This is a genomic window from Paraburkholderia sp. (assembly GCF_028283785.1).
Taxonomy (GTDB): domain Bacteria; phylum Pseudomonadota; class Gammaproteobacteria; order Burkholderiales; family Burkholderiaceae; genus Paraburkholderia.
On record NZ_JAPWKB010000003.1, the window covers coordinates 141,563 to 154,501 of the forward strand.

At 61.1% G+C, this 12,939-nt stretch carries 13 protein-coding genes and 1 pseudogene; 1 reads left to right on the plus strand and 13 read right to left on the minus strand.

Features of this window, described 5'->3' with window-relative positions:
* Positions 1–2 precede the first annotated feature (2 nt).
* The 3 genes from PW947_RS02880 to PW947_RS02890 form a co-directional block, all read right to left on the minus strand.
* A complete protein-coding gene (locus tag PW947_RS02880) occupies positions 3–2,066 on the minus strand; it encodes an NADH:flavin oxidoreductase (RefSeq protein WP_299629552.1) in 2,064 nt (687 codons plus the stop codon).
* Between the two features lie 63 nt (positions 2,067–2,129).
* Positions 2,130–2,690 (minus strand): DUF5943 domain-containing protein, encoded by a 561-nt coding sequence (locus PW947_RS02885; protein ID WP_299629553.1) that lies wholly within the window; start codon positions 2,688–2,690, stop codon positions 2,130–2,132.
* A 62-nt stretch (positions 2,691–2,752) separates the two neighbouring features.
* On the minus strand, positions 2,753–3,724 hold the full coding sequence (locus PW947_RS02890) for a dipeptidase (protein WP_299629554.1): 972 nt from the start codon (positions 3,722–3,724) through the stop codon (positions 2,753–2,755).
* A gap of 437 nt (positions 3,725–4,161) precedes the next feature.
* Between PW947_RS02890 and PW947_RS02895 the strand changes: the two genes are divergently transcribed.
* A complete protein-coding gene (locus tag PW947_RS02895) occupies positions 4,162–5,157 on the plus strand; it encodes a GlxA family transcriptional regulator (protein ID WP_299629555.1) in 996 nt (331 codons plus the stop codon).
* 92 nt (positions 5,158–5,249) lie between these two features.
* Here PW947_RS02895 and PW947_RS02900 read toward each other — a convergent pair.
* The 10 genes and pseudogenes from PW947_RS02900 to PW947_RS02940 form a co-directional block, all read right to left on the minus strand.
* Positions 5,250–6,389, minus strand: a pseudogene (locus PW947_RS02900) (MFS transporter); the annotation flags it as partial.
* A 115-nt stretch (positions 6,390–6,504) separates the two neighbouring features.
* Positions 6,505–7,635: a tyrosine-type recombinase/integrase gene (locus PW947_RS02905; RefSeq protein WP_299629556.1), complete on the minus strand. Its 1,131-nt coding sequence runs from the start codon at positions 7,633–7,635 to the stop codon at positions 6,505–6,507.
* The gene (locus PW947_RS31175) at positions 7,625–7,834 is read right to left on the minus strand and encodes an excisionase (RefSeq protein WP_366146085.1); all 210 of its coding nucleotides are present in this window, start codon (positions 7,832–7,834) and stop codon (positions 7,625–7,627) included. Before PW947_RS31175 ends, PW947_RS02905 begins: the two co-directional genes overlap by 11 nt.
* Before the next feature lie 62 nt (positions 7,835–7,896).
* Positions 7,897–8,049, minus strand: a complete 153-nt coding sequence (locus PW947_RS02910; RefSeq protein WP_299629557.1) for a hypothetical protein — start codon at positions 8,047–8,049, stop codon at positions 7,897–7,899.
* A 351-nt stretch (positions 8,050–8,400) separates the two neighbouring features.
* Positions 8,401–8,730 (minus strand): hypothetical protein, encoded by a 330-nt coding sequence (locus PW947_RS02915; RefSeq protein WP_299629558.1) that lies wholly within the window; start codon positions 8,728–8,730, stop codon positions 8,401–8,403.
* On the minus strand, positions 8,723–9,520 hold the full coding sequence (locus PW947_RS02920) for a hypothetical protein (protein ID WP_299629560.1): 798 nt from the start codon (positions 9,518–9,520) through the stop codon (positions 8,723–8,725). Before PW947_RS02920 ends, PW947_RS02915 begins: the two co-directional genes overlap by 8 nt.
* Positions 9,517–9,714 carry a hypothetical protein gene (locus PW947_RS02925; RefSeq protein ID WP_299629562.1) on the minus strand — a complete coding sequence of 66 codons (198 nt, stop codon included), beginning with the start codon at positions 9,712–9,714 and terminating at the stop codon, positions 9,517–9,519. Before PW947_RS02925 ends, PW947_RS02920 begins: the two co-directional genes overlap by 4 nt.
* Complete coding sequence (locus tag PW947_RS02930; RefSeq protein ID WP_299629563.1) at positions 9,707–10,282, minus strand: hypothetical protein; 576 nt, start codon at positions 10,280–10,282, stop codon at positions 9,707–9,709. The genes PW947_RS02925 and PW947_RS02930 overlap by 8 nt, the downstream gene beginning before the upstream one ends.
* Positions 10,283–10,655: 373 nt before the next feature.
* Complete coding sequence (locus PW947_RS02935) at positions 10,656–11,990, minus strand: DNA cytosine methyltransferase (protein ID WP_299629565.1); 1,335 nt, start codon at positions 11,988–11,990, stop codon at positions 10,656–10,658.
* Positions 11,991–12,006: 16 nt separating this feature from the next.
* Positions 12,007–12,906 carry a hypothetical protein gene (locus PW947_RS02940; protein WP_299629567.1) on the minus strand — a complete coding sequence of 300 codons (900 nt, stop codon included), beginning with the start codon at positions 12,904–12,906 and terminating at the stop codon, positions 12,007–12,009.
* Positions 12,907–12,939 lie beyond the last annotated feature (33 nt).

Here is a 12,939-nt window from a genome sequence, read left to right on the forward strand (position 1 = left end):
CGTCAAAAGTCCTTGCAAAGCCGCAGCGCATCGTAAATCGCGCCGTGGATGTTGTGCATCGAAATGCAATCGCCGACACGGAACAGCAGGAAGCGGCCATCGCCGAGCGTTTCGCCCAGACACGGTTGCGGCTCGGATGCGAACAGCTTGTGCACGTCCACCTGACCGCGATTGACCGACTCCGGCTTCAGCGACCAGTACAGCGCGTCGTTCGGCGTGCTGCCGTTTTCGATCACGACCTGATCGACCGCGCGCTCTTCCTGCTCCTCGGTGTATTCGTTGCGGATCACGGCGATCTTCTTGCCGTCTTCGTCATAGACCTTGTCGAGCCAGTAGTTCGGCGTGTGGACGACGCCCAGCGCATAGAGACGCCGGTAAAATATCGGGAACGTGGTGCCGCCGACGTCGTCCGCGACCTTGACGTCGGGCGTGACGACTTCGACGGTTGCGCCACGGCTTGCCAGAAAATCCGCGACGCCCGCACCGGCATGCGTGCTGACGCCGTCGTAGACGAGCACGTTCTTGCCGGGCTCGACCTTGCCCGACAGCACGTCCCACGCGCTCACGGCAAGGCCGTCGGCGACGCCCCAAGCCGGCACTTGCGACGTGAACGACGAACCGCCGGTGGCGAGCACCACGATGTCCGGCTTCTCGGCCATGATGGTTTTCTCGTCGGCGGCGACGCCCAGACGACGATCGACACCCAGGCGTTTCGTCTCCATATCGAACCAGCGGACGATCCCCGCCATCTGTTCGCGCTGCGGCGCTTTTGCGGCCAGCATGATCTGTCCGCCGACGTAATCGTTTTTCTCGAACAGCACGACATCGTGACCGCGCGATTTCGCCACGCGCGCCGCCTCGAGTCCGGCCGGCCCCGCGCCGACCACGACGACCTTGCGCTTCGGTCCGCGCGTCCTCGCGATCACGTGCGGCATCGTCGCTTCACGCGAGGTCGCCGCGTTTTGCACGCACAGCACGTCGAGCCCGTTGTACTGACGGTCGATGCAATAGTTCGCGCCGACGCATTGCTTGATCTCGTCCTCGCGGCCGTCGCGAATCTTGATGACCATATGCGGATCGGCAATCTGCGCGCGCGTCATGCCGACCAGATCGATCATTCCCGACGCCAGCAGACGCTCGGCTTGCCCCGCGTCGCGGATGCTTTGCGCGTGCATCACCGGCAGCTTCACCACCGACTTGATGCCTGCCGCGAGGTGAACGAAGGGCTCGGGCGGCAAAGCCATAGGCGGCATGCAGTTGGCGAGCGTGTTGTGCGTGTCCGCGCCCGATCCGATCACGCCGACGTAATCGATCAGACCCGACTCCGACATCACCTGCGCGATCTCTTTCAGTTGCTCGTGATCGAGACCGTCTTCGTGGAATTCGTCGCCGCACATCCGCAAGCCGACCGCGAAATCCGCGCCGACTGCTTCGCGCACTGCGTTGAGCACTTCGGTGCCGAAGCGCAGACGATTGGTCAGCGAGCCGCCCCATTCGTCCGTGCGAAAGTTGGTGCGTGGACTCCAGAACTGATCGATCAGATGCTGATGCGCCGCCGAGATTTCGATGCCGTCCATTCCCGCATCTTTCACGCGCTTCGCGGCAGCCGCGAAGTCGGTGATGATGCGGCGAATCTCCTCGACTTCGATGATCTTCGCGTTGCCGCGATGCACCGGTTCGCGCACGCCGGACGGCGACATCAGATGCGGCCAGTGCTCGCCGTGAAACGCGTTGCGGCGTCCCATATGCGTGGCCTGAATCATGATCTTCGCGCCATGCCGATGCATCGCTTCGGCGAGCCGCGACAACGGATCGACGATCGCATCGGTGGACAGGTTGACCGACTTCCACCAGCCCTGCGGACTATCGATCGACACCGGACTCGATCCGCCGCAAATCGCCAGTCCCACGCCGCCTTTCGCTTTCTCTTCGTAGTAACGGATATAACGGTCGCCGGGCAGGCCGTTCGGCTCCGCATAGACCTCCGCGTGCGCCGTGCTGACGATGCGGTTGCGCAGCGTCAGCGTGTTGAGCGTAAGTGGCTTGAACAGGTTGGGGTAACGCATCGCAATCGACCTCGGAATGGGGAGCTATGTGCGTTTTATGGTCGTGGTCTGCCGGCAATCCGCTCAGGCGGCCAGCGGCGACACTTCGAATACGCAGTGATGGTGCGCATGATCGTGGCCGTGCGCGTGACCGGCGCCTGCGCATTGCACTTCCCGGGAGAACGAAGGCGGTCCTTTCTTTGCGGTATCCGGCGCGGTGTCGTTGACCCAGTCCATTGCACCGGCGAACCAGCCGGCGAACATGTAGCAGAGCTTGCCCGCCTTGTCCGGTTGCGCGAGAACGAACGACGAATTACGCAATTCGATCTGCGCATGCGCGGTAGCAGGATCGGACTCGCGAATCGTGAATTGCCCCCAGCCGCGTTGCGACAGCCGGTTCAGATAATGTTCGAACACGGCCATGCCGCTGATGCCGTGCTGCTTCGCTTCCTTGTCGCACCAGAAATACGCGGACTTGTAGCCCGCTTTATAAAGAATCGCGGCATACGCATCGAGGCCGAGCGCTTCTTCGACGGCTGCGTGATTGTTCGTGAAGAAATGGCGCGGCACGTACAGCATCGGCAGCGCGTCGGTGGTCCAGACGCCGGTTTCCGGATCGACTTCGATGGGCAGTTGCGGTTGCATGTGGGACGTTTTCCGTAGATGAGTCGAGCGATATCGAAGCAAGGAGAAAGAAGCGAAGACCGTCAGACGTTCCACACCGAGCCGAACACGCGCACCCAGTTTTCGCCCATGATCTTTTTGATCCGCGATTCGCTCCAGCCTGCCCGTTCCATCGCAGCGGTCAGGTTCGGGAACTCGCCGATCGTGCGAATGCCTTCCGGATTCACGACCTTGCCGAAGTTCGTCAACTGACGATAACGGCCCTTGTCATGCGTGATCCAGTCGAAGAATTCGGTGCTGTAGCCTTGCGTGAAGTCGGTGCCGATCCCCACCTGATCTTCGCCGATCAGGTCGACCACGTATTCGATCGCCTCGATGTAGTCGTCGACGGTCGCGTCGGCGCCGCGCTTCAGGAACGGCGCGAACATCGTCACGCCGACGAAGCCGCCCGCGTCCGCGATCTCTTTCAGTTGCTCGTCGGTCTTGTTGCGCGGATGTTCCTTCAGCCCCGACGGACAGCAATGCGAATAGCAGACCGGCTGCTTCGACGCCGCGATCGCTTCCGACGATGTCTTGCCGCCCACATGCGACAGATCGACCATGATGCCGACGCGGTTCATTTCCTGGATCACTTCGCGGCCGTAGCCCGACAGCCCGCCGTCGCGTTCGTAGCAACCGGTACCGACCAGGTTTTGGGTGTTGTAGCAAAGCTGGACCACGTTGACGCCGAGATCCTTGAACGCTTCGATATAGCCGAGGTTGTCTTCGAATGCATGCGCATTCTGAAAGCCGAAAATGATGCCGGTCTTGTTCTCTTTCTTCGCGCGATAGATGTCGTCGGTGGTGCGCACGAGCGTCAGGATCTCGCCGTACTCGCGAATCTGCTGCTTCATTTCCGCAATGTTATCGACGGTCTTCTGAAAGCTTTCCCAGACCGACACCGTACAGTTCACTGCGGTCACGCCGCCCTTGCGCATGTCCTCGAACACCGAACGCTCGAACTTCGAAATGTTCAGACCATCGATGATGATGCTGTTGTCGTGCAAGGTGCTCATCTGTCGCTCCAGGAGTTCTCAAAGGATGGGAAGGCGCGGGCCAGCCGACGTTGCGTGTGCTGTGGGGCATCGCTGGCGTTGGATCTATTCTTGACGCTCGCCCTCCGCGTCAATTTATGAATTCAGACGCGTTCTTTGCCTTTTCCGCCATGCGCGACTCTTTTCCTCAAGTCGCACGACACTTGCTTGCAGTGCGCCGACGGTATTGCACCGTCGCGGCGTGAACATGCGTGTTCGCGGTGCGTGCATCCGCGGCCTGGCTCCGTGCTGGTGCCGCGCCGGTCGCCGTTTGCAGAAAGATATTTAGTGATCCATGATTGATCGGCCTCATTCAGGGTTTAGCCTGATGGCATGGTAGTTGCCTTAGAAACAAGAATGAGATGAGGCGGCACCCCACGCCGCCGCGACACGACAGATTCCAAGGAATCAATTCCAATATGTCACCCGACCGCACTGCGTCGCTATCGCACTTCGCGTTCATGCCGCTGCCGAACTTCACGATGATCGCGTTCACCAATGCGATCGAAGTGCTGCGCATGGCGAACTACCTGTCGGGCCAAACGCTGTATCGATGGTCGATCGTGAGTCCCGATGGCGGACCTGTTACCGCCAGTAATGGCTTGTCGGTGGACACCGGGCCGATCGAATGCGTCGGTCAGCCGGATATCGTGTTCGTGGTCGGCGGCATCGACGTGCAACGTGCGACGACGCCCGCGCATCTCGCCGGCCTGCGTCGTTTCGCGCGGCTCGGCAGTGTGCTGGGGAGTCTGTGCACCGGCACCTATGCACTCGCGCGCGCGGGTCTGCTGGCCGGATATGCGTGTGCGATTCACTGGGAGAACATGTCGGCGCTGAAGGAAGAGTTTCCCGACACGCGTTTCCTGAAAGAACTGTTTGTCATCGACCGGGATCGGGTCACGTGCACTGGCGGCGTCGCGCCGCTCGACATGATGCTGAACCTGATTGCCGCGCGCATCGGCACGGCCCGCGTCACGCAGATCGCGGAACAGTTCATCGTCGATCATGTACGCGATACGAGCGCGCAGCAGCGCATGCCGCTGGTGGCCCGTTTGGGATCGGCGAACAAGTCGCTGTTCGAAGTGATCTCGCTGATGGAAAACAATATCGAAGAGCCGTTGTCGCGCGAAGAGCTGGCGCGCCTCGCGGGGATGTCGCAACGCCAGTTGCAGCGGCTTTTTCGCGAGCATCTCGGCATGACGCCGACCCATTACTATCTGACGCTGCGCTTGCGTCGCGCGCGTGAGTTGCTGCTGCAAACCGATATGTCGATCATGCATATCACGATGGCATGCGGTTTCCAGTCCGCGTGTCATTTTTCGAAGAGCTATCGCGATGCGTTCGGCACCGCGCCGACGCGCGAGCGTCGTCGCCAGGCGCCGTCGCTGGCTGCGATGCCGGCGATGGTCGCCTGAACCGCTCAACGCTCGCCTCTCACGGCTGCCCGCATAAACGAAAAGCCCGTCTCGCGTATCCGCGAGACGGGCTTTTTGATTGTGCTAACCGATCATTCGCGCACGGGTCGCAAGCCGAGCGAGGTCTCGCTATCCACCGCTTCCGACACGAGCGTTTCGAGCGCGAGTCCACGTGTCTCGATGCCGAGCACCCACACGGCAAGCGCCGCAATCACGAAGCACATCGCCCCGAGCGAGAACACGCCGCCCTGTCCGAACATCGGCAACACCACGCCGACGACGTACGGTCCGATCAGCGAACCGACCCGCCCGATCGTCGACGCGAATCCCGAACCCGTCGCGCGCGCGCCGGTGCCGTAGAGTTCCGGCGTGTATGTGTAAAGCACCGCCCACATCGCGAACAGGAAGAATTGCATCGCCAGACCCGCGCAGATCAGCAGGGTCGGCGTGTCCGCATGCAATGCCGTCTGTCCGTACACATAGGCCATCACGCCGCTACCGACCAGCGATGCGATACACGTCGGCTTGCGTCCCCAGCGTTCGACGAGCCACGCCGCGCACAGAAAACCGGGAATGCCGCCGAGCGAAATCAACACGGTATACAGCACCGATTTGGTGACGGCGAAACCCGCCTGCTGCATCAGCGCGCCGAGCCACGACGTCAATCCGTAGAAGCCGAGCAGCGCGAAGAACCACAGCGTCCAGACCATGATCGTGCGGCGGCGATAGGCGGCGCTCCAGATTTCGCGGAAGGCGCTGCTGCCCGTCGACACCGGCGCTTCGGCAAGCATCACCGGTACGGGCAGGCTCTTCAGCCCGGTCGACTTCATCACGCGTGCTTCGACTGCGGTGAGTACGGCGTCGGCATCTGCGTGGCGGCCGCGATGTTCGAGCCAGCGTGGCGACTCCGGCACGACCCGACGCACGATCAGCACGAACACGGCGGGAATCGCGAGTAACGCGAACTCGGTGCGCCAGCCGAATTGCGGCAGCACGAAGTACGACACGACGCCGGAGGCGATAAAACCGAGCGGCCAGAAACCGTCCATCAATGCGATCAGACGGCCGCGCGACGCCGTCGGAACGAATTCCGACAACAGCGTCTGCGCAATCGGAAACTCCATGCCCATGCCGAAGCCGAGCAGCACGCGAAACACGATCAACGCTTCGACGCTATGCGCGGTCGAGCACAGGTAAGAGGCCACGCCCCACAACACCATGCTCCACTGGTATGGAGTTGTGGGCGTAAGCCCATGAAAAATATGTGATTTTGTATCTTCGTCAAATATTAGTCCAATTCCTGTCCAATAAGGCTTAAGCGGCCAGTCGATCTTTTTGGTTTTCGTTTCATCGCGGCTGACTCCTGACCTTCACCTCCGTCCATTCCCTGCCCCGATTGTCGCGATAGAGCGCGGTCATTTCAGCGGATCTGTGACCTGCCAAAGCCTGAGCAAAATCAGGCCCGATCTCTTCTGAGTAGAGGCGAATCGCAAGCGATCGGATCTCATGGAAAGAAGGTGGATTCTTGCCTGCGCTTCCTTCGACTCCTGCAGCAGCACGTTGGGCCGCAAATTCGACGCTGATTCGATCGGGATATACCTTGTTGCCAGGCCGTGATGGCCCGCGCGCCCTGATGAAGTGGACCATGTGCTTCGACACCACGTCGTCGCGACACCGCTTGATCATCCCCTCAATGGTCAGGCCAAGGGCGGTCAGACCAATACTCGTAGGGATTTTCAACTTTACCTTCCCCTGCATCTTGATTGGCTCAACCCAAAGAAAACCATCCTTGACCTGATCGAATTGCATCGCTGCAATGTCTGACAGGCGCTGGCCCGTCAGCAACGCAAGCTCGAATGCGTTTGCCGCCCAGCACAAACCGGGGTCTTCGCGCGTTTTATTGACGATCTTGAGAAAGTCTTCCAACGTCAGACGATCGCGCGCCACTTCCACCTTCGGCGTGGCCACGGGCACGACAGGATTTTTCCCAAGATCAATATGCCCCTTCGCCTCGGCTGCCCGAAAGACATCGAGCATCCGGCTGCGAATCTTCGCCGTCATCGTCGCGCCGCGGCTCTCCGTAATCGTTTCGATGTAGGTGTCGACGTCTGAGGTAGACACGTTGCGCAAGGCCTGGTTGGCGAATGGCGCGGACTTGATTGCCCGTATCTGCGTCTGAACGGCCTTGACCGTATTCGCGGCCTTGCCGGACTCCTCGAATTTCTCGAGATATTTGTCGCACCAACCATCAAGCGTCAGGGTACCCCCGTCTATCCGATGGATGAGGCTGACGTCGCCAGCGCGGCGAAGCAGCTCGGCGTTAGCTGCTTTTGCCTCTGCGGAGGCGACCTTAAAGTCGCGGCCCAAGCCATACGAGTTCCCGGTCGCCGGATTCCTGAACCAGTAATAGCCGGCCGCATTCCTGTACAGGTTCGGCGGCCAGCCTCGCCTTTCGGCAATTCTTCGTCTAGCGGCCACGCGACATCCTCTCAATGCGGTCAACTCTCGGATCGACATACTCCGCATCAGGCCGGCAAAAATACTGGCGCCCGACCTTTCTCGGGAGCGGCCGGATTTTGCCGTTCTTGATCCAGTTCAGTAATGTGTTGGCGTGCGGAACCCGCTCGCCAAACATGCCCTCCGCCCACGTCCGGACGGGAATCAGTTGCGCTGCCATTTACTACCTCCCAAACCAATCTTTTCGGGTAACGGTCAAAATCCGCTCAAACGCTGTTTCCATCACCCCTGTTCCTCAGTTAATTCGCGCACCGTCCGTTCTGCCTCATCCACGACCGGCTTCCACCGGTTGATCGTGGCGATTGCGCCGATCAGGTCACATTTCACGCACTGGCATGACCACGGAATTCCGTGGCTGCATTGATTGTCAGGCATCGTGTTACTCCGTTGTTTCGATGATTCTTCGGTCAGCTTTTCAGCCTTCTTCGTGTGTTCGGGACTCGTATTCGGCTGTGTTAGGATGGCTGCAAATAGGAGATGACCATGAGTTCCGCTCTAGCCCCTGATCTCAAAGCCTTCGGTCAAACCGCATCCCATGGAGATGCGTACGTTTGGGCTGTATGGGTCATCGACGTTTCGGCAGGACAGGTCCGCAAATTCATTCCATCGTCCGAAATCTATGCGACCGAAGCGGAGGCGCAGTCAGCGCTAGATGTCGTTCTTGCTGATTTAACTTCCTAGCGCCGCACCGCCTTTCTGTTCGGATAGCGCGCGCATTAACCATGATCAAAGCTCCGGGTCATCGGCAAGCCAGTCAGGGTCTGTAGCGCGCTCTCGCCAGTTAACGGCGTCCTGCTGCGCCTGTCCAAGCTCCTTCGTCAGCACCGCTACCTGTTCCCGCAGCGCGCGGAGTTCGGCGTCGGGGTGCGCCAGCGTAACGCCCTGATTGCCCTGCATATCGGTTGCCCCTGTTCCCGTGACAGGTACGATGACCGCCACCGCGTCATTTACGGTCGGATTTTTATCGGCTTCGAGGGCGCGAAGGCGCTTATCCAGATCGTCAAGAATAGACTGCGGGAACCGGCGTCCGCCTTGATAGTTAAGGGGGTTAGTCATTCGAACCTCCGGTGCGTGCGGCTTTGATGATCTGCCGGATGGCGTCTGCTTGCCGCGAGTAGCCGTCATTCGACAGCTTTTCCGCGATCTGTCGCGCCCATTCTTCGAACGTCAGCCCCTCGCGCTCGTTGCTCGCAACTGGCGATGCGGTACGGCCGAGACGAATGTCTCGCGGGCAACCGCGATTGCCACCCTCCGGAAAGGCGCACGGCAAGTCAGCATCATTTCCGTGGCAAGTTGGGCAAGCAGTTCTGCTGTCAGACGTAACGACAAGTGCGTACTCAGCCTGCTCACAATCGCCGATGCTGTCTTGGCACCAAGTATGCGATCCGTCGTCGCCCATGCCCCGCTGAAGCCAGATGCGTGGCGGTGCCCAGCCCACCGCCTCCGCTGCCTGTTCTTGCGCGACGGGTGATGTGGGCGGGGAAGCATAGAGGGGTATCTCCACGTAATCTACCCATCCACCTTTCGGCGCTTCTGCACGTTTTTCAATAAGACGAACGCCCGAAGTCCCCGGTTTGACGCACTTGTACATCCACGCGACCGCCTCTGCCTGTGCTTGCACCTTCGGCGTGCCGTCAGCGTTGAAGCAATAGTGGCCACCATCGCAGCCTATCGCAGCGCAACCACCCGGCTTACACGCTGCCTGTGCTTGCGATGGCTGGGCGGCGAGAAGGGCGCGTGCGAAGTCCATATCTTGCTCCGTGGCGCAGGTGCCATAGACAGACTTCGCAATATCTTTGATGCGTTCATCCGTCATCGCGCTAGATGTGTTTGGGGTGGGGGTCATTTTGATTCCTCAGTGTTTGCCTGCCTCTCGACCCATGCATTGAACTCGTCGGTCAGCTTGTTGATGGGGTTGTCAGGACAGATGACTGGGTTGCGAGTGACCTGCAATTCCCGGATGTAATGCCCCGGCCCATTGAGTGCCACCAGAACCTCACGCAGCGCTTTTGCATCCACTTCGATGCGCTCATCAGCCATGATCCGCCTCTCCCTTAACCACGCCGGTAGCGTCGGCGCGGTTCTTCTCCCCCTCATCTTGAGCGGTAGCGGCGAGAGCGGATCTGGCTTCGTTCCAGACAGCGCACCATGCGCATTGCGTGCCAGACAGAGCGCCATTGTCGCCATCCCAAATTCCCGGGCGAGAATGCCCGTGGCCGGGCGCGTTCTGACTTTCGGGGCGCCAATGGCGTTGCGGTATTTCGCGGATGAGGAGTGCCAGAAGATTCCGCCATGTATCGGCGTCCCTCTTGTCCGTCTCGGGAGTGGGAGCGACGGGTGCGGCGTGGCGGATGATTTTGACGACCATTTCGACGCAATCGACCGGCAGGCCAATGCCGTGCGCTTCGCAAATCTGCACAACGCGGTCATAGTCAACCGGCGCTTGCGCTGCGTCGGGGATAGCGGCGCGGGATGCCAGGGCGGCATTCCACGCGAGCCGTGCGGCGCGAACTTCGGCTTGTGCATCAGGGTCGGTCGATCCGTAGTCGAACCCCTGCTCGTCGCAGAACAGTTCGAAAGCGGGATTGTTGGTAGTCGTTTCGGTCATGATTCCTCTGTGTGATTAGGCGGCATCAGCGCGGGCGGCGCACCGACAATCAGTTCAACAATTCCGGCTACTGCCGCGGTGGCCTGGCACGCGGCGCATGCATAGGTATGACCCTCGAGGTACAGCGTTGCGCCGCGTGCAGCGTTATCAGCGAGTCGCACCGCATTCACCTCGGCATGCGCGGTCTGGTGACACACGGACCGGCACAACTCGTAACCGACGCCGGTTTGCATGTCGGCCCGCGGACAGCTCGTCTGCGGCGTCATGCAGTGATTCGTCGCGACGTATCGATCGCCGTTCTGTGCAACGACCGTCGCAGTTACCGTTTGCTTCACGCATGGGCCCGAGCCTTTTGGCGAGAGTCGAATGGTTTTCACAGGCTCCCCATATGCGATTCCACGAGTTCGATGCGGCGGCCGATCCACGCCATCACCGGAACCGCCATGCTGTTGCCGAGCGCCTTGTAGCGCGGCCCGTCAGCCGCCGGCTTGCCGCGAACGGTGACGCGCGTGTAGTCATCGGCAAAACCTTGAAGGCGTTCACACTCGCGTGGCGTCAGACGTCGCACCGCTGATCCGTGTGCCACACCGATCTCGCTTCCTTTTGCCATCGTCGGCGACGGAGAGCCGGGCTCTAAGCGCGAGCGGTTGTGCGGGCTGGTTATCTGCTTTAGATCGAGCGCGACCGCCAGATGACCACCGCCGTTTTGATGCGAATTCGAGTGCCCCATACTTCGCATCGTTGATGCGATCTCGCCGACACCGAAGCCGTTTTGGCCTGACGCCTTGCAGTCGAACGCAATCGCCTGGACCTCGGCGCGCGCTTCAAGCGTGTAGGCAATGTCAGATTGGACGCCAATGCCATCGGGGCCGCTGTCCGGGTTCTCGCGTGTCGCACCCGCCGGGATGGCATATGAAACCGGAACATATGTGTCGCTGTCAGCGCGGTGTGATGGCTGCGACTGTGCTCGCAACGGGTGGGCGACAAGCAGCGTTTCGGTTTCTGCGTCAATGCGCTGATTGCTGGTGGTCAGCGCGCGTGCCACACCGGGGATCAATCCGCCGTCACACTCGAAATCGGTGCCGAGTCCGCCACCGCCTTTAGTGCGCGCGCTAAGGGTCGGGGCAACTCCTTTCCCCGTTTCGCGGCGCGGCGCAGGATGCCCGAGCAGGCTTTCGCGCTCAAAAAGTACTGCGGCGGCACGTCGCCAGTCTCCAAGATGTCCGACAACGAACACACGGCGGCGTCGCTGGGCCACTCCGAAGAACTGAGCGTCAAGAACGCGGTAGGCGAACCCATACCCGAGCTCTGCCAGCCCTCCGAGGAGGGTTCCAAAATCCCGTCCGCCGTTTGATGACAGGACGCCGGGGACGTTTTCCCAAACCAGCCAGCGGGGAGCGAAGCGCTCAGCAATGGCAAGATAGGTGAGCATGAGGTTGCCACGCGGATCAGCCAGTCCCTTTCGGAGTCCAGCGACGCTGAAGCTTTGGCAGGGAGTTCCGCCGACGAGAAGATCGAGAGTTGCATCGGGCCAATCCTTGAATTTGGTCATGTCGCCCAGGTTCGGGACGCTCGCATGGTGATGCGCTAGGACGGCGCACGGGAACGGCTCGATCTCGCTGACGAACTGAGCGCGCCAGCCGAGCGGGTTCCACGCGCAGCTCGCCGCTTCGATGCCGCTGCAAACCGATCCGAATTTCAATTCCATGTTTGATCTCGTGCCGTCACGCGGCGGTGTTGTTCAAAACAGCAAGCACGCGTTCTCGTACTGCCTTCGCGGTCGTCTGCGACCTCCGGATGAAAACGCGGATGTCATTGATCGTCGGTTTCAGCGTCCCAGCGCGAACAGCGGCCAGCACGTCGGTCACATAGGCGTCGGTAGGGTCAGTCGTGGTATCGACCGCGACTGCATCGCTACTGACCGGCGCTACTAGCACGACCGGGCACGCCTGACTGATGGGCGCGACTGGCGTTACCGCCTTTACTGGCGCGGGTTCCGGGCGAACCGCGAGCAGCCAGCAGAAGCACGCGACTCCTTCCAGTACTGCCGCGAAAGCCAGTCCCGCGACTAGATCAACGTGACTTGCGGTAACGCCGAAAGCGGTCAGCATTCCCGCAACCGGGTCGGCTTTCGCTGCGGCGCGCGCGGCGTCGGCGCGGTCTGCTGCCAGTTCGCGGCGCGTGACTTCGTCCCGCTCGGCGTCGAGCGCATCGCGTTTTGCGGTCAGGCTGACTGACTCGATCCGTACCGGCGCGCACCGGTCGCGACAGTCACGCTCGGCGAGCCGGGCCAGTCGCGCCACGACCGGCGCACGGTAGGCGGCGATCTCGGCCAGGTTGCGGCGCGGCGCGTCGACGGTCGGCACTGCTGCGGCGCGGACGTCACCGGCGTGCTGCTGGGCGAACATGAAAAACACCGCATGTCCGTAGCAGGTGGCCGCCATACAGCCGATCCAGAGCACGGCGCCGAGCATCCGAATCCGCGCTCCGAAGGGGCGAACCAGAGCAGGGAGCAGGTGAGCGGCGATGACCAGCACGACGCCGACGGAGATCATCAGCACGCGCTCGGTAACGAACCCGCCACGCTGCCAGCCAGCCATTACCGACAGACTGGCGGCAGTCACGGTCGCCGCGACTGCGAGTAACGCCGGTTGCGT